General features: G+C 38.7%; 16 protein-coding genes. 3 read left to right on the top strand and 13 right to left on the bottom strand.

Annotated elements, in window-relative coordinates; translation table 11 throughout:
• Positions 1-10 precede the first annotated feature (10 nt).
• On the top strand, positions 11-151 hold the full coding sequence (locus ACOZIR_RS14530; protein ID WP_160297367.1) for a hypothetical protein: 141 nt from the start codon (positions 11-13) through the stop codon (positions 149-151).
• A gap of 245 nt (positions 152-396) precedes the next feature.
• Complete coding sequence (locus tag ACOZIR_RS14525; RefSeq protein WP_216873954.1) at positions 397-1,752, top strand: arsenic transporter; 1,356 nt, start codon at positions 397-399, stop codon at positions 1,750-1,752.
• Between the two features lie 528 nt (positions 1,753-2,280).
• Here the strand turns inward: ACOZIR_RS14525 and ACOZIR_RS14520 are convergent.
• From ACOZIR_RS14520 to ACOZIR_RS14460, 13 genes are all read right to left on the bottom strand, one after another.
• On the bottom strand, positions 2,281-2,484 hold the full coding sequence (locus ACOZIR_RS14520; RefSeq protein ID WP_016766443.1) for an IDEAL domain-containing protein: 204 nt from the start codon (positions 2,482-2,484) through the stop codon (positions 2,281-2,283).
• A 49-nt stretch (positions 2,485-2,533) separates the two neighbouring features.
• Positions 2,534-2,701: a Fur-regulated basic protein FbpA gene (locus ACOZIR_RS14515; protein WP_016766442.1), complete on the bottom strand. Its 168-nt coding sequence runs from the start codon at positions 2,699-2,701 to the stop codon at positions 2,534-2,536.
• Positions 2,702-3,085: 384 nt separating this feature from the next.
• On the bottom strand, positions 3,086-3,928 hold the full coding sequence (locus ACOZIR_RS14510) for an aldo/keto reductase (RefSeq protein ID WP_421535649.1): 843 nt from the start codon (positions 3,926-3,928) through the stop codon (positions 3,086-3,088).
• 182 nt (positions 3,929-4,110) lie between these two features.
• Entirely contained in the window at positions 4,111-7,425 is a 3,315-nt protein-coding gene (locus ACOZIR_RS14505) for an Ig-like domain-containing protein (RefSeq protein ID WP_421535648.1), read from the bottom strand.
• A 214-nt stretch (positions 7,426-7,639) separates the two neighbouring features.
• Positions 7,640-8,515, bottom strand: coding sequence for an N-acetylmuramoyl-L-alanine amidase family protein (locus ACOZIR_RS14500; RefSeq protein ID WP_421535647.1), 876 nt, complete (start codon positions 8,513-8,515; stop codon positions 7,640-7,642).
• A 195-nt stretch (positions 8,516-8,710) separates the two neighbouring features.
• Positions 8,711-9,175 (bottom strand): C40 family peptidase, encoded by a 465-nt coding sequence (locus ACOZIR_RS14495; RefSeq protein WP_025749613.1) that lies wholly within the window; start codon positions 9,173-9,175, stop codon positions 8,711-8,713.
• A 197-nt stretch (positions 9,176-9,372) separates the two neighbouring features.
• Entirely contained in the window at positions 9,373-9,552 is a 180-nt protein-coding gene (locus ACOZIR_RS14490) for a YfhD family protein (RefSeq protein ID WP_013055768.1), read from the bottom strand.
• Between the two features lie 149 nt (positions 9,553-9,701).
• Positions 9,702-10,973, bottom strand: coding sequence for a cation:dicarboxylate symporter family transporter (locus tag ACOZIR_RS14485; RefSeq protein WP_045294664.1), 1,272 nt, complete (start codon positions 10,971-10,973; stop codon positions 9,702-9,704).
• A 217-nt stretch (positions 10,974-11,190) separates the two neighbouring features.
• Entirely contained in the window at positions 11,191-12,114 is a 924-nt protein-coding gene (locus tag ACOZIR_RS14480) for a response regulator (protein WP_045294663.1), read from the bottom strand.
• A gap of 1 nt (position 12,115) precedes the next feature.
• Complete coding sequence (locus tag ACOZIR_RS14475; protein ID WP_280157609.1) at positions 12,116-13,423, bottom strand: sensor histidine kinase; 1,308 nt, start codon at positions 13,421-13,423, stop codon at positions 12,116-12,118.
• Positions 13,424-14,017: 594 nt separating this feature from the next.
• Positions 14,018-14,197, bottom strand: a complete 180-nt coding sequence (locus ACOZIR_RS14470; RefSeq protein ID WP_280157610.1) for a hypothetical protein — start codon at positions 14,195-14,197, stop codon at positions 14,018-14,020.
• An 84-nt stretch (positions 14,198-14,281) separates the two neighbouring features.
• Positions 14,282-15,745: a sodium:solute symporter family protein gene (locus ACOZIR_RS14465; protein ID WP_280157611.1), complete on the bottom strand. Its 1,464-nt coding sequence runs from the start codon at positions 15,743-15,745 to the stop codon at positions 14,282-14,284.
• The gene (locus ACOZIR_RS14460) at positions 15,742-15,942 is read right to left on the bottom strand and encodes a DUF3311 domain-containing protein (RefSeq protein WP_013055761.1); all 201 of its coding nucleotides are present in this window, start codon (positions 15,940-15,942) and stop codon (positions 15,742-15,744) included. Before ACOZIR_RS14460 ends, ACOZIR_RS14465 begins: the two co-directional genes overlap by 4 nt.
• A 201-nt stretch (positions 15,943-16,143) precedes the next feature.
• Here ACOZIR_RS14460 and ACOZIR_RS14455 point away from each other — a divergent pair, with 201 nt between their 5' ends.
• Positions 16,144-17,106 carry a bile acid:sodium symporter family protein gene (locus ACOZIR_RS14455; RefSeq protein WP_257042862.1) on the top strand — a complete coding sequence of 321 codons (963 nt, stop codon included), beginning with the start codon at positions 16,144-16,146 and terminating at the stop codon, positions 17,104-17,106.
• Positions 17,107-17,132: the final 26 nt, after the last annotated feature.

The following is a 17,132-nucleotide window of genomic DNA, read 5'->3' as shown; positions in this document are numbered from 1 at the left end:
TCTTTTCATTGTGATGATAAACGTGAACGTAGGTTTCATGTATGTAGTTGGCTTCTACCTGTGGATTGAAGGGCAAGACGAAGACTCCTGCGGGACAAGTGGAAGGGATGAGACCCCGCAAAGTCTGGCATGTAAATCAACAGCGTTGTAAAAAGCAATGCATACTAGCTTCTTTATTCAATTGATTTCTCTTTAGATTGGATGGATTTAGTTATGTCCCAGCCTCTTTTTTATAGGCTCCTCTCCCGAGATGGTACGTGCCTTGGCAAGATAAACAAACATATTAGCAAAAATGGTCTTATGCACAATCCTTCTAGTAATAAATGAATATAAATAGAGTGTAAGGGACATGCAAGGGTATATTCATTACAAATTTTAGAAGAAAGGAGCATACTGATGAATATTGAAATTGGAATTGCCATTTTCGTGTTTACAATGACAATGCTCGTCATTTTTTGGAGGCCAAACGGCATCAATGAAGCATGGCCGGCAGCCATAGGAGCAGCCATTATCCTGCTTACAGGGATTGTATCCAAATCAGACATCGTTGATATTTTCGGAAAGATAAGCGGCGCTTCTATCACCATTATTGCCACCATTGTCATGGCCGTCATATTAGAAAGTTTTGGATTCTTCCACTGGGCAGCTGCACGACTAGTGAGTTTATCCAAAGGCTCAGGGTACCGATTATATTGGTACATTCAACTGCTGTGCTTTTTAATGACTTTACTATTTAATAATGACGGCAGTATTTTAATTACCACTCCAATTTTAATTCTACTTTTGAAAAACCTTCAGCTAAAACCCCACCAGCAGATCCCCTACCTTTTAAGTGGAGCGCTTATTGCTACCGCTTCCAGCGCGCCTATAGGTGTAAGTAATATTGTCAATTTGATTGCCTTAAAAATTGTTCATATGTCGCTTTATATGCACACGGCGATGATGTTTGTACCGGCGACACTTGGTTTATTATTTATGTCTTGGCTCATGTATACGGTCGTAAAACGCCATTTGCCAAAAAAACTGCCGCATGCTTCAAAAGATATAGAAGAGAGTTTCTTTACGAAACAGTTTCACCCCTTAAAAGGAAGCATTTCTGTTGAAACAAAACGTAAACGCACACAATTTATGCTGAAAGTTTTATTATTTGTGTTTGTTATGCGCTGTCTCCTATTTGTCGCCTCTTATTTCGGCATACCAATCGAATTGGTTGCTGTACTAGGCTCACTGATCTTACTTATTTGGAGATGGTATCACTTACGTACAAATCCGATTGATATTTTAAAGAAAACGCCGTGGCACATTTTCGTTTTTGCATTTTCAATGTACGTTATTATTTACGGATTGCATAACGTAGGATTGACAGATCTACTTGTAAAAATTTGCGAACCAATTGTGAATCGAGGGCTTTTTGAAGCAAGCTTTATCATGGGAGGACTTGTTTCCATTCTCTCTAACTTGTTTAACAATCACCCTGCCTTAATGGTCGGAACCATTACCTTGACTGAAATGGGGCTCGATCCTATTACTCTTAAAACTATTTACCTTGCTAATATTATTGGAAGTGATATGGGCTCGCTTTTATTGCCGATTGGAACACTGGCCTCTCTTATTTGGATGCATATTTTAAAAGAAAATCATATCAAAATAAAATGGAAAGATTATTTAAAAGTATCACTTATCGTTATCCCGCTTACCACCATCGTTACGCTCTTCCTCCTATTCTACTGGGTTCAGCTCATTTTTTCTTAATACTGATTTACAGGACGGATTGTACTCTTTTGAAGCTTACAGTCCGTCAGAAATAAACAAATGTCTCTCATAAAAACTCACTATGTTTTTCTATTGTTTTTTTATAGATACACATTCACCCAACAAAAACATTTTTTTACATTCACTAATTATTTAGAACAATTTAAAAAGAAAATCAATAAATATATTGAATCGAATTTCCTTCATGTGATAAGATATGGTTATATTGTTACTTTAACAATACATAGAGCGAATGAATTAGAAAATATGCAGTTGCATAGAACTTTCTAAACCCCACACGCAACATTTAGAGAGTGACATTCATTTTCTCAGTAACACCCATACCTTTCTGAAAAGAGTGAGTACATTAGACTTGCTCTTTTTGTCTGTTAAGTGATAAGGTTCATTTCTTATGTGAGGTCTTCGTTTACAAGAAGACAACAAAAAAACAGGTAACTAAGCATGCCGCTTTTTACCTGTTTTTATATGCTAAAATGATAAAATCAAATTCTATCGCGCGAACGCTCTTTACGAAATTGATTTTAATTCTTCAATTAATTGAAAAAATTTCTCTTTGTTTCTTTCTTCTAATGTTTGATCGACTTCACGTAAAATTTGATCTCTTCTAAAATCTCGGATAGCCTTATTTAATACCATTTTAGCAAATATAGAATCGAGGATATCCATACGGATGGGCTGCGAGTCTGTCGGGTGCTTTTCGATATAAATCAACTCCTATCCTTTCCTCTATTATAACAAATTCTAGCAATGTATCAAAATTTCATTGAGATATGCGCTGTTGTGCAACGGCTTCGTATTCTGATTCTAGTTCTTGAAGCGTAAGCTCGTATAGCTGCTTATTTCCTTTTTTATAAACCCCTGCATCCAGCAATAAATCAATCATTGATGTTTTTTTACATTGTATGTGAGAGTAAGCTTGTTTTGTCATCGTTACACCGCCTATTTTACACTTAAAAATGAAATGATTTCTCTATCTTTCACGACCTTTCTTTATCATAGGGCCCGTCCTTTAGCTTACTGTGAAGAAAATGTTAAATTTATGTAATAATGCATAAAAAGAGGCCGGGACATAACTAAATGAATCCAACCTAAAGACGAACAAATGAGATACATGAGCTGAACCGCTTATGACACCGCCGTTGATTTCCATGCAAGGCTTCGCCTTGCTCCTCAATCAACAGCTGGAAGGATGAAACAGATGAAGCTGTATTCACCATAAAAAAAAAAACGAACCACTCATCAAACTAGTTGATCAATGGTTCGTTTTTCACTTGGGCTAAAATACTTTTGTCCCAGCCTATTAGTTCTTCTATTAAAAATCAAAATTGTCCGGATCTGGACCTACTCGGTGATTTTGATTTAATCCATCAATTTTGCTTACATCTTCAGCATCCAATTCAAAATCAAACACAGATGAATTTTCAACAATACGGTGCTCTTTTGTTGATTTTGGAATCGTTACAACTCCGTTTTGCAGATCCCATCGCAGAATGATTTGAGCAACTGATTTACCGTGTTTTTCAGCAATTTCTTTTAACACATCGTTATCTAGCAATTCTCCTTGCATAAGCGGAGACCATGCTTCTAGCTGAATATCGTGCTTTCGACAAAAAGCATGCAGCTCTTTTTGCGTCAAACGAGGATGATACTCAACTTGGTTAATAACAGGCTTAACGTCTGTATCTTTCATTAAGTCTTCTAAATGATGAATTTGAAAATTACTTACACCTACAGCTCTTACTTTTTCTTCTTTATAAAGCGTTTCTAATGCTTTCCACGCTGCTTTATACTTACCTTCTACCGGCCAGTGAATTAAGTATAGATCCAAATATTCTAAGCCAAGCTTTTGTAAGCTTGTTTCGTAAGCAGCCAGCGTCTCTTCATAGCCTAAATCTGCGTTCCAAACTTTTGATGTAACAAAAATGTCTTCGCGTGAAAGACCTGCTTCTTTTAGACCTTGGCGAATTCCTTCCCCTACACCTTCTTCGTTTCCATAAATAGCTGCCGTATCGATGCTGCGGTAGCCTTTGACGATAGCTGTTTTCACCGCGTTCACTAATTCAGGCCCTTCTTCTACTTTAAATACACCTAATCCAAACCACGGCATTTTGACTCCGTTATGAAGTGTTACTGTATCTTGCAAATGATTACTCATTATAAAAAACCCCCTGCTAATTTCTTTACATTTGTTATTATGAAACAGAAAAAAAGAAAAAGATAGAACCCACTTTAAAGTAAGTTAGGCACTTCAAAGTTCTAAGGTAACTTTTTAGTAACCTTCTATCCCATTTAAAAATCACTAAAAAAAGAATCCTCCGCAGAGAATTCTTTTTGTTTTTATTTGACGTTTATATTGACTGCTGAACTTGTATTTCCAGCGGCATCTTTTGCCGTCACAGCCAGCTTTACGCCTGCTTTTTGTTTTGGAATAGTTACTTTAAACTGTCCTTTACTATCTGCTTTGCCTGACGCGATTACTTTTGTACCGCTTTTAATTGTAATCACGGCATTTGCTTCCGTTTTTCCAGAAATAAACGTGGACAAAGACGTAACGGCATTCACTGCCGGAGGTGCTGGCGGCGTTGTGTCTTGTACTTTTACAATTTTATACGGACTGTATCCTACTTTATTTTGCAGAACTGCCGTCACTTCCGTTCCTGCTTTTTGAGCAGGAATTTTTACGCTGAACTTGCCGTTTCCATCAATTTTTCCGCTCGCAATAATTTTCCCGCCTACTTTAATATAAATAGATGCATTTTTTTCTCCTGTTCCCGTTACTGCTGTACTTTTTTCAGTAAGCGTAGCAACGGTTGGAAGTGCCGGTTTTGTCTGTACGGCACTAACCGTTACAAACGCATTGGAGCTGTAGTTATCGGCTGCATCTTTTGCAATAACAGCTAATTTTGTAGAAGCAGGCTGCTTTGGAATGGTGATACTAAACATTCCATCCGATTTGGCATTTCCTTTGCCAATTACTTTTTTGTCAATTTTCACATGCACTTCCGCGCCCGTTTCTGTGCTTCCCGTTACGACTGTATCTTGATTGCTTACAGCGTTTACTTTTGGTGTAACGGGTGCTGTTTTATCCTGCACGGTTACGGTTACCACTGGACTTACGCCCGCTGCGTTTCCAGCCGTTACAGACAGCTTGCTTCCTGCTTTTTGTTTTGCAATCGAGATGCTGTATGTTCCTTTGCTGTCTGCTTTTCCTGCTGCAAGCTGAAGACTTCCGTTTTTAATGATAACCGCCGCATTTGCTTCTGCTGTACCCGTAACCGCTGTACTTCGATCACTCACTTCATTAACCGTTGGTTTAACCGGAGCTTTTTGCTTTGCCGTAACGGTTACAGTCGATGCAGAGCTGTTATTTCCTGCTGCATCTTTTGCTTGTACGCTTAGCTTTGTATTCGCTTTTTGCAAGGAAATAGAAACAGAAAACGCTCCATTTGCACCTGCTTTAGCCGTTCCCACAGTTGTTGTTCCGACTTTTACAGTAACTGTAGAATTTGATTCTGCTGTACCTGTAACTTTTGTATCTTGATCACTTACTGCGTTTACTTTTGGCGCAGCTGGTGCCGTTTTATCCTGTACGGTTACCGCAGTGGCTGAACTTGTTCCACCTGCATTTTGAGCCGTTACGGACAGCGTGCTTCCTGCTTTTTGTTTTGCAATTGAGATGCTGTAATTTCCTTTGGCATCTGCATTGCCTGCTGCAAGCTGAAGACTTCCGTTTTTAACGATGACCGTCGCATTTGCTTCAGCCGTTCCTTTGATCATTGTGTCTTGATCACTTACTTCGTTTACTTTTGGTGCAAGCGGTGCTTTTAACGTAGATTTAACCGCAAAAGAAGGCGCTTGGCTTTCGTTTCCTGCTTTATCTTTTGCACTTACCGCTATTGTTGTTCCGCCTATTTGTACTGGAATTGAAACAGTAAATGTACCGTTACCATCCGCTACTGCAGAGAACGTTGCATCGCCCGCTTTTACCATCACGGCGGCGTTTGCTTCTGTTACGCCTGTTACGGTCGTATCTTGGTCACTTACTTCATTTACAATTGGAACAGACGGCGGCGTTTGATCCGTTACGGTCACCACCGTGGCCGTGCTTTCATTTTCAGCTGCATCTTTAGACGTTACCGACACTTTTGTATCTGCTGACTGCTTGGCAATCGTAATTGCAAATTTTCCGGCTTCATCAGCAAGACCTGTTCCAATTACTTCATTTTCCACTTTTGCAATAACAGAAGCATTTGGTTCTGTTACCCCGGTAAGAGATGTTTGGTTGTCTCCTAGTGCATTAACTGAAGGTGCATCAGGCGCAACCGTATCTTTCGGTACTTCTTGCTCCTGCTCTTTTCGCGGATACTTTGTTGTATAAAAACTTAAAAGAGTAGTTGTTGGATAATAAAAATCTAAAATTTCACGATAGTCTTTTCCTAGGCTTGCCATTTTTTGAGCACCGTATTGACTCATTCCAACACCGTGACCATTTCCTTTCCCATTAAAAGTTGTTGATGTGCTTGTTTCATTTGTTTCCGTTACAAGCAGACTAAGCATCGCACGGCTGTTTAACATTGATTTTAGCTTCGTCGATGTTAAATCTTTTAATTCCAAATGATGAACCACTAGTTTTTGCGAACTGTCTACATCTCCTTTAACGAGGTAGTCCACTGTAATCGCACCTTTAGTCACACGGCCTCCTGATGAAGGAGCATAAAAACTCACCTTTGGAATAGACGTAATTTTAATGGTTTTACCAGGATGCTTATTGGCTACTAACCATGACTTCAAATTATCCGTAACAGTTTTATCTTTTTCAGAAACTGTATTCCACCAAGCGCTATAGTTAGCTAAATCTTTTCCTGTTAAATCAATTTGCGTTTTTTGAATAGCTAACGTCCACGGCGTCTGCTTATCGTATGGATCTTCTTTCACCGGGAAATAAGAAAGTTGAGTTCCTCCCCAAGCGTTGCTGTTTGATTCCGTTCTTCCACCGTTGCTTGATGAGAAAACGGCGTTGATTAATTTATTGTTGTAGGTGACTACTTGTCCAAATGTCTGATCTACTGCTTGGTTTGTACTGTCATACCACGTATAGCCACCGTACACTTGATAGCTTACCGTGTCATTGATTACTTTTCCTGCATAGCTCATTGCGTATGTTCTCGCTGCCACCGCCTGAGTTTTTAAGGCTTGCAGATTCCAAGATGTATAGACTTCATTTGGTACAACGCCTTTTAAATAGTCTTCAATCGGGAGCGTATTAACAGGTCTGACGTACGTTCCTTTTTCATTTGTGAACGCAACGTCCCCTAAGTATTGTCTGCCGTTAATAGATACGGGATTTTTATAAAGAGACGGTGTAATTTCAAAGCTTGTAAATTCACCTAATACGGTGGCTCCTTGTTTTAAAATGACACCTTGAGTCGTTGCTGTTACCATATACTCTGTATTGGCATTTAAGACCAAATCCGAGTTTTTAATAGTGTATAAATAAGACGGCTTAATTGTAATTGCATGCTGATCTCCTAAATAGTTTACTAATTTTACAGACACAACTGGTTCTACCGTTTCAGCTTTCACGCTAGCAAGCGGCGTGAATTGAAACAGCAGTACACTTAGTACTAAAGCTAATGCCGTTAACTTTCTCATCTTGTTCCCCCATTTTCATGTACTGTCTAACGCATTTTAATATCACTCGTTATATCGACACATTTTTATAAAAATTAAAGCATTTCACTTAGGTTTCTTTTCTGCTCGTCCATTTTTTGTCGAAAAAACGCTTTTTATATCATATGAACGACAAAAAAAACGTGTGACTAAATCAATTGATTTAGTCACACGCTTTTATAGGTCTTTTCACCTTTTATTTTTCCATTTCTTCATATGCCACAATACCGTCTGCAACATGATTCATCAGCTTTGTAAGGTAAGCCTGATCAGACAGGTTCCGGTCTTCTTCTGGATTCGTCATATACCCCAGTTCAACTAGCGTTACGGGTACAGTCGACCAGTTAAATCCTGAGAGATCACTGCGATAGCGAATGCCGTCTGCTTCGACAAACTGATCTTTTTTCACCTCTGTCAGAATAGCTTGAGATGCTTGTAAACTGCTTTGATAAATAGGCTTCGTATAGGAATTATCTTCTGCAGGAGTGAGCACAGAAAATCCTTTTACAGAAGCATTTTCAGAACCATCTGCATGTATACGTACGTGTAAGTCAGCTTTTGAATTATTCGCAAGCTCCGCTCGTTCCCGGTTGCTGATATTCACATCGTGAGAACTGCGAGTAAGCTTTACGGTTATGCCTTTTTCTTCGAGCAGCTGTTTTAATATCATGGAGGCTTCCAACGTCAGCTTGTATTCCGGCTTCTTAGTCACTACGCCTGATGTGCCTCCGGAAACTTTTATTTTCGTTTCTGCTGATCCCGGTCCGATTGGCTCTTTCTCTAGGTTAGCCTGAGATTGATGACCAGGGTCAATATAGACTAAAAAAAGAGGAGGATCCGCTTTTTCAGGCATGTTGTTTTTTACACTTTTCACTTCATTGCCTGTTTCATCAGGCTGTACTGCTCGGAACTGTGAGATGGGCTGCTTCACTCTTTCTCCCTGCGCATGAGCTTTTGGTACATCTCCGCTAACAACGGCTTTCTCTGTTTGACCTTTCATCATAAAGAAAAATGAGAGTACTGCTACTATTGCAACAATACCTATTCCATAACTCCATACTAAGCGCTTCATCTTCGCTCACCAAACTTTCGAATAGAGTGGGATATTCCTTATGTTAAAGTACAAAATGTGTTAACGTTATTATCTCATAGAATATGGATTTTTTTGTATAAAACGTTAAAAATAATATAGGCAAGATGTTATGTATATGCAAACAAAAACAACACTACATGTTGTAGTGTTGTTTTCCAAAAAAATGACGGATGGTTAAATCCGTTTTGCACCAATATAACGTGCTTTCCAGTAGCTGTTGCTAAGAGATGTAATTGTCACGCCTTTAGACGTAGAAGCTTGAAGAAACTGATTATTTCCTAAATACACGCCTACATGTGAAGGACCTTTTTTATACGTTTGAAAGAAAACTAAATCTCCTTTTTGAAGCTTTGCTTTTGAAACGCTTGTCCCTACTCGATACATTTGCTCCGTTGTGCGCGGAAGTGTTTTTCCAGCTTTTTTGAAAATGTATTGAATAAATCCAGAGCAGTCAAAACCTTTTGTTGTTGTGCCTCCCCATTTATAAGGAACACCCATTAATTTTTTACCAGTAGCAATAGCCGTGTCTTTGTATGAATATGACGCTGCTTCTACTGTTTGAGCAGGTGCAATAAACGGACTGGCTCCGCTAAATAAAACTGTAGCTGCCGTTATAGACCCAATGATGGCTTTTTTCATTTTTTTCCTCCATTATGTAACCGAACGTTACGTTTTTATGAACTTATTTTTCAATATGTTCGGTTTAATTATAATGAAAAAAGCCTCGAAAACTATTACGCTATGATTAAATAATGTTACAAAATGGTTACTTAGGAATTTTTATCTTTAATTGTTTATAAAAAAGAGCATTTGGATATCCAAATGCTCTTTTTCTTTTACTTTTCTTTTTGCTGTTTTAAAATTAAGTCCTGTTTCGCTTTAGCATCATGATGCTGAGCTAACTCACGTGAAAATTCTTCATTTGCTTGATCTGGAGCAATTTTTAACTCTTTTGGTGTTTGAGGCAGTGACCCTTTGTTGTTATGTGATGATTTGTGATTATTTGCTCTTCCCATGTTGAGACCTCCTTGTATCAATCATTTATTTTTCATCTTTAGTTACTATTCCCAACTTTTCAAAGCAAATTCAAACGAAAAAAGATCCGAACGAATAATCGTTCGGATCTTTCTTCAACTACAATGCTTTTGTCCCAGACTCTTTGTTGTTACGATACTTTTTTTGTTACTTCGTTAATATAAGCTTCCTTGTCTTTATCGTTAAATTGACCTTCCCACTTCGAAATGACAATCGCACCAAGTGAGTTTCCAATTACGTTTACCGCTGTACGTCCCATATCTAACAAACGGTCAATTCCAGCGATAAAAGCAAGCCCTTCTACCGGAAGTCCTACAGATCCAAGCGTTGCAAGCAGTACAACAAATGAAACGCCAGGAACTCCTGCAATTCCTTTAGATGTAACCATTAAAATTAGTATCAGTGAAACTTGCTGTGTAATGCTCATATCAATACCGTACATTTGCGCGATAAAAATCGCAGCAAGCGCTTGATAAAGAGTAGATCCGTCTAAGTTAAACGAATATCCCGTCGGAATAACAAAAGATGTAATGGCTTTAGGACATCCGAACTTTTCCATTTTCGCAATAATACGCGGCAGCACCGTTTCTGAACTTGCAGTTGAAAATGCTAATAGCAATTCATCTTTTAACACTTTTAATAAGTGGAAGATGTTAACGCCTGCCCATTTAGCTACAAGTCCTAGTACAACTAATACAAAGAAAATCATTGTGCCGTAAGCAACAATTACAAGCTTACTAAGCGGAATCAGAGACGCTAGTCCAAATTTTGATACGGTTACACCGATTAATGCAAATACGCCAAACGGTGCAAACTTCATAACTAAATTCGTTACCCAAAACATCGCTTCTGCTGTGCCTTCAAAAAATCTTAAAACCGGCTTTCCTTTTTCACCAATGGATGCAATTCCAAGTCCAAATAGAACTGAAAAGAAAATAATTGGCAGCATGTCGCCTGCAGCAATTGATTCAAATACATTCGTTGGAACGATGTGAACAAATGTTTCTACAAATCCTTTTTGCTCTGTAGCTTCTGCCGTTGATGTGTAGCTGCTGATATCTGATTTTTCAAGACCGCTGCGGTCCACACCAGTACCAGGGTGAAGCAAGTTAGCTGCTAATAAGCCTACAACAATGGCAACCGTTGTAATGATTTCAAAGTAAAGAATTGTTTTTCCGCCTAATTTACCAAGCTTCTTAATATCACCAACACCCGCAACGCCCACAATGATACTAGATATAACAATCGGCACCACGATCATTTTAATTAAATGAATGAATACGTCTCCAATTGGCTGCAGCACTTCAACTGCTTTAGGATTTCCGTAAAAAATGGCCCCTACAATAATACCTGCAATCAAACCAATTAAAATTTGTCCTGCTAATCCAAGCTTTTTGAACATATCTTTGCACCTTCCTTCTTTTTTCTAACAGCTCGAAGCTGTTTATTTGCACTTACTGTATTCAACAGATACAATTCCATTAAGAACTGTTTATTAAGTAGTTCTTTTATTCATAAGATTACATTATCATAGGCATCACAAAATCTAACAAAAACCTACTGAAACTAACAAAAAAGTTTTTAGAAAATTACAAAATGAAAACGCTGTAGTTTTTTTACTACAGCGTTTGTTTAACTTCATAATAGAGCATTTGGATAAATTTCTTTACATTTATGCGGCTCGGAGTACTGCTTTTTCCCGTGCCCTTTTCTATATCTCTCATGCGCTGATGCACCATTGAAAAATCGAAAAACTTAGAAGCGTAATTTTCAAATTTAGGATTAAAGAAATCAACCATCCCAAGAGAGGTCAAATGATTTAAAGACTGATAAATGGCTCTTCTTACTCGCTGTTCGGCTGCTTTCATTTCTTTTTGCAGCACGTCGTCTGAAAAAGATGCCCCGAGCTTTTTCACAGTAATTTTCTCAAAGATTTCTTTAAGAGAAGGAAAATGCTGTTCATACATTGTGCTTTTTTCCGTTTGATGCAGGTAATTGATGATTTCAATCAAATCTTTACTTCCGCTTTCTCCTAAAATCCCAAGTTCTCTTAAAAGAAACCTGCACGCTTCTGCCGGATCGCTTTCTTTTTTACCAAAAGAAGGCGTTTTTTGCTGATTTCCTACATTAAGTACGGTATTTAACGATTCTTGAATTTTCTCCATTGATTGTTGAACTTGAATTCGTTCAATTACTTTTTGAATGACCATGAGCACTTCCATACGATTAAGCGGCTTCGTGATATAGTATTCAATGCCAAGGGAGTAGGCTTTTCCAATCAAATCTTTTGTTTCTACTTGTGACATCATAATGATTTTGCCTTTAAAACTATCCTTTATTTTGCGCACGGTTTCAATTCCGTCTTGAATCGGCATTAATAAATCAATAAATAAAATATCGATCTGCTGTAATAGAGAAAATTGATCATTTAATACAATTCCGTCTTCTGCTTCTCCTATAACCTCTCCTAGATCATTATCTTCAATAATTTCAGCTAACATTGAACGAAAGACTTCGTCATCATCTATGATATAAAATCGCATATTAGTCCTTATCCCCCATTAACGTAGAAATAGGTAAATCTATAGTAAATTGAACACCGGGGCTTGGAGACAGATTAATAAATTGAATACTCCCGCCCAGCTGCTCGGTCATTTGCTTAACGTAGACAAGCCCAAGACCTGTAGAAGGCGTCCCGTCCTTTGCATATTTGGATGTAAATCCCGCTTTAAAAATGAGACGTTCATGCCTTTTTTTCACGCCGGGACCGCTGTCTCTTACATATAGTAAAATGCGGTCTTCTTCTCGGCATACGTCAATAATAATCGCGCCTTCTGTTTCAATCGCTTCGACTGCATTCATTACTAAGTTATTAATTAATGATAAAAACAAGTAAACGTGATAGCGAGGGTGCTCTCCTAGAATCGAATGTGAAAAATGAATATCTTTTGTTAACAGCGACGCATATTTTTCATTGCTGCGCATGACGATTTGAAGCAGACTTTCGATTTCCATATACTCAGAAAATTCTTCTTTTGTAATGACTTTGGACAATCCTGCTGATATCCGCTGATTGTCTTTTTTAATATCGTGTACTTCTCCTGCAATTTGTAATGCTTTTTGGCTAAATTCGTGCAGAGAAGTAAGCTGATTTATATCTGCATCGTGCAGTTCTTCATATAAATCATACGACTTTTTCGTAATTCTCTCAGCGTCTTGCAACGTTTTTTTCAAATGAATGGATTCTTCATACAAATTTGAAAGCACAACAAGCAGCTGATCATTTTTTTGAGAGATTTGCCGTTCCCTCAGCTGCCCTTCGTAGAGTTTGATCATGCTAAACAGGCATAAAACAAAGAAACTTCGAAAAACACCTACAATAAAAATTTGCATGAACTCTGGAAACATAATATGATGATGAACCATCACATACATACAAAGCAGTTCCATGCCGCCCGAAACCGTTTCGATGATGATGCTCCATATACCGATAATCCACGGCTTTGAATGAAAATCGTTAATCTTAAACCAAGAAAAAGCAATCGCATAAACGAGATAATAAATCCCTGCTGAGCCCCGGATCTGCAAAGAAGGCAGAAAATCAAATGATTCATAATTATACCAATCAAGGTACATTCGAAAGCCCACTATAGCACTAGCAACTAAAATACCTGGTATTACAGGAGATACCTTTCTTAAAAGCAGCAGTGAAAAGAAAAAAATGGGCACAGCAAAGCTAACTCTATACGTATCGTGAAAAGGATAATATTTAAGCTCTCCTGCCAGCGGCACAACGACTATCATTACTAGAATGAGTAAAACATCTTTTTTTATTACCGTATCAACTTTCATCGTTCACTTCCTGCACTTTTTGAACATAAGTATATAGTTTAGCAATCTAAAAGACAATCGCTCTTCCTATATTTTTTACGCTCACACTTGCATTTATAAATATAGCCCATATATAAACGGTTATTTATTCTCTTTCATTATTCTTTGTAGTTTTTTAGATTTTCTTGTTTTATTTTGTAATTTTTGTTGTATAGTAGAAGTACCTTTTAAAATGTGAGGCTGTATCACAACTATTCAATTATTATTACATCACCTGATAGCTACACTAAAAAGGAAAACTATTATTTTATAGGGGGAGCTTATTTTACAATGTGGATCATTACCGTTTACTCGAAAAACCAAAGTCCGACTATGTTTGAATTTGAATCAGAGGTAGAGGCGAAAAAGACATTTCAGGAGATTAAAGGGTGTAAGATCCTATCGGAAGTTATTTACTATAACGACCGAGTTCCCGCTTTAGCGTAAATCAGTTGATGTAGGAAATTTTACAAATTATCGGTTAAAAGCCACGTAAAGAGCCAAAGGATGATTATAGTCCTTTGGCTCTTTGCTGTTTGATTAGAAAAAACGAGGCTGGGACATAATGAGATGAATCTAATATAAAAACGAACAAACGGGAGACATGAGCTGAACTGCTTGTGACACCGCACTTGATTTCCGTGCAAGACTTCGCTTTCCGCGGGCGGCCGCTGAGCCTCCTCGTCGCTTGCGCTCCTGTGGGGTCTCACCTGTTCCGCTTTTCCCGCAGGAGTCTTCGTCTTGCCCTCCAATCAACTGCTAGAAGGGTCTAACGTTGACCCTAACAAAAAAACGAACCACTAATCAAACGTGTTGATCAATGGTTCGTTTTCACTTCGTCTAACATACTTTTGTCCCAGCCTCGTTTTGCTTTGTGAGCATACTGACTGCGCACATTACGATAAAGTTAATAAGCAGCGCAATAAATCCGACGTTGATATCCTTCATTTGCTGAGGCAGTGACGGAAATAACGTACCAATCGTAGAGCCGCTGATTGTAATATAGGCCACTACAATAATTCCAGCAACAATCCCCCACGCTGCTCCTTGTTTCGTTACAAAGTTATTTTTCTTCAAACTGAAAAGCAGAGACGGAAACAGCTGTGTCATTAGGCTATAGCCCATTAAAATAATCGTTGACAGCGTCGTTCCTCCATTTAGCGTAAAGTAAACAGAAATAAGAGCCACAATCGGTACAAAGCTTTTCGCTAAACGAGCAATACGCGCTTCGCTTGCTTGAGGCGCAAACGGTTTGTAAATGTTTTTCGCCAGCAGCGTTGACGCGCTCATTAACAACATCGATCCCGGCACAAGCGCTGTCAGCAAACCCGCTCCTCCTATAATTCCAATAAACCAAGGATCGAAGGTTTGGATCGAGATCCGTAATAGCGCAAGATCCACGTCTCCTCCGCTTAAACCAGGAACTTTTAAAATAGCTGCAAATCCAACAAAAAATACAAAGAGCAGCATCAGCGTATAAAGAGGACTAATGATTGCATTTTTACGAAATACCTTTGCATTTTTCGCTGTATAGCTTGAACTAAACACCTGCGGCCACATATAAAACCCGAGTACTAGCAAAATAACGGTCGAAATAAACCACGAGACGCTTAATCCTTGCTCAGGAAACTTTAAAAACCCTGGCTTCGCTGTATTCACCGCTTCAAACATCGGACCGTATCCTCCGTAATAATGAAAAGGTAAATAAATGCCTAAAAATCCAATCACAGCAAGCATCATAATGTCTTTAATAACGGCCGTCCATGCAGAACCGTGGATACCGGATATCATCACATACAGCGTTAAACTGATAGCTCCCATCCAAATGGCTGCCGGCATTGAAATGGCGCCGTAGGATGCTTGTGATACAATAATCCCCAATCCTTTTAACTGCACAACAATAACAGGAATGACGGCAATCACTCCTACAGCCGCTACAAGCACACCAAGATAAGGGCTTTTATATTTGCTTACAAAAAAATCAGGCTGCGAAACGAGCTTATGATCTCTTGCATACTTCCAAATAACCGGAAGAAGCCAGTATGATAAGACATACGATAAGCTAATATAAATTAAGACGTAAAGTGCAGGAGCTCCTTTTCCATAAGCCCATCCGCTTCCGCCTAGAAACGAAAACGTTGTATAGATTTCTCCGGCCATCAGCACAAACACTAAAACAGCCCCGAAACCGCGTCCGCCTACCGTCCACTGCTCCAAGTTCATATCCTTGCCTTTGGTTGATCGTATGCCAAGAAAAATAGCTGCCACTAAAAATAGTAAAATAATAATAAGTGCACTATTCATTCTTCTTCCCCTTCCCGATTTCTGGGATCAAGCTTATACATAACCCCTAAAATAATGGACGTAAGCACCACCCATATCACCATCCAAAACATATTGAACGGCATACCGAGAACAAACGGAGTGACTCGATTAACAAAAGGGAGAAACCCTAATATGCCTACGAACGGAAGGACAGACAAAATATAGATAAATTTCATGACTAAACTCCTCCGACTTTCTAAAACTAACTTCTTTATATTACCACATATTTTGTCCGTTCAATGAAGGAATGCTTGCATTTAAGCTGAAATAATCTCCAAAAGATAAAATATTCTGTACTATTTTACAAAAATACTGTTTTAATTTTTCTGAATAAATAGTATAATTTCTTCTTATAGTTCGCAGGAGGTATCGTACAGATGAAAACAATAGAGAAAATCAGTACATTTGCAGGAAAAACATTTACGCTTTGGGTTATTTTAATTTCCGTTATTGCCTATTCATTCCCGGAGCACTTTGTATGGATTGGAAAGTACATCGTTCCGCTTTTAGGAATTGTCATGTTTGGAATGGGGTTAACGCTGTCAGCGTCTGATTTCAGCGAAGTATTTCGAAGACCGAAAGAAGTAGCACTAGGCGTGGTAGGGCATTTTATCATTATGCCGCTTCTCGCATTCGGTTTGGCAATCGGCTTAGATTTACCAAAAGAAATAGCAGTGGGCGTTATTTTAGTAGGCTGTTGTCCAAGCGGCACATCATCAAACGTAATGGTCTTTTTGGCTCGAGGGAACGTTGCGCTCGCAGTTGCCATCGCTTCTGTTTCAACCATTTTAGCACCGATTGTTACACCGCTTCTTATTCTATTATTTGCAAGCAAATGGGTCGATATTGATATCATGTCTCTTATTATTTCCATTATACAAGTTGTCATCATTCCGCTTGCTCTTGGATTTACGATTAAAAAGTTTTTTGGGAAAGCTGCAGAAGCAAGTTCCAAAGCTCTTCCCCTTGTTTCAGTAGTCGCGATTGTCTTGATTGTATCTGCGGTTGTGGCAGGAAGCCAAGCACAGCTTGCTAAAACAGGCGGTATCATTTTTGCCGTAGTTGTTCTTCACAACATTCTTGGTTTCACAATCGGCTTCTTCTTTGCCCGCTTATGCGGAATGGATCTAGCCAAACAAAAAGCAGTGGCAATGGAAGTTGGCATGCAAAACTCAGGGCTCGGCGTTACCATTGCTTCCACTCATTTTTCGCCACTAGCCGCTGTCCCAAGCGCCATCTTCAGCGTCTGGCACAACATCTCAGGCTCAGTGCTAGCCTTTATCTTCAGCAAACTAAAAGACAAAAACCAGCATTCGTCTGATAAAAAAATGGCTGGCTAATATAACAAACTTATAAGGGATCAAAA

Origin of the sequence: Priestia sp. D3YE.R1 (assembly GCF_049199565.1) — a bacterium.
In the GTDB taxonomy this organism is placed as follows: Bacteria; Bacillota; Bacilli; order Bacillales; family Bacillaceae_H; genus Priestia; species Priestia aryabhattai.
The sequence above is the reverse complement of the archived record's forward strand: the minus strand, read 5'-3'. Positions and strand labels throughout refer to the sequence as shown.

Bases quoted from the DNA above. Each gene is read 5' to 3' on its own strand.
- ACOZIR_RS14500 (WP_421535647.1), bottom strand. From the start codon at position 8,515: ATGAAGCGCTTAGTATGGAGTTATGGAATAGGTATTGTTGCAATAGTA.
- ACOZIR_RS14495 (WP_025749613.1), bottom strand. From the start codon at position 9,175: ATGAAAAAAGCCATCATTGGGTCTATAACGGCAGCTACAGTTTTATTT.
- ACOZIR_RS14475 (WP_280157609.1), bottom strand. From the start codon at position 13,423: ATGAAAGTTGATACGGTAATAAAAAAAGATGTTTTACTCATTCTAGTA.
- ACOZIR_RS14455 (WP_257042862.1), top strand. From the start codon at position 16,144: ATGAAAACAATAGAGAAAATCAGTACATTTGCAGGAAAAACATTTACG.
- ACOZIR_RS14490 (WP_013055768.1), bottom strand. From the start codon at position 9,552: ATGGGAAGAGCAAATAATCACAAATCATCACATAACAACAAAGGGTCA.
- ACOZIR_RS14480 (WP_045294663.1), bottom strand. From the start codon at position 12,114: ATGCGATTTTATATCATAGATGATGACGAAGTCTTTCGTTCAATGTTA.
- ACOZIR_RS14485 (WP_045294664.1), bottom strand. From the start codon at position 10,973: ATGTTCAAAAAGCTTGGATTAGCAGGACAAATTTTAATTGGTTTGATT.
- ACOZIR_RS14510 (WP_421535649.1), bottom strand. From the start codon at position 3,928: ATGAGTAATCATTTGCAAGATACAGTAACACTTCATAACGGAGTCAAA.
- ACOZIR_RS14525 (WP_216873954.1), top strand. From the start codon at position 397: ATGAATATTGAAATTGGAATTGCCATTTTCGTGTTTACAATGACAATG.
- ACOZIR_RS14465 (WP_280157611.1), bottom strand. From the start codon at position 15,745: ATGAATAGTGCACTTATTATTATTTTACTATTTTTAGTGGCAGCTATT.
- ACOZIR_RS14505 (WP_421535648.1), bottom strand. From the start codon at position 7,425: ATGAGAAAGTTAACGGCATTAGCTTTAGTACTAAGTGTACTGCTGTTT.
- ACOZIR_RS14460 (WP_013055761.1), bottom strand. From the start codon at position 15,942: ATGAAATTTATCTATATTTTGTCTGTCCTTCCGTTCGTAGGCATATTA.
- ACOZIR_RS14515 (WP_016766442.1), bottom strand. From the start codon at position 2,701: ATGACAAAACAAGCTTACTCTCACATACAATGTAAAAAAACATCAATG.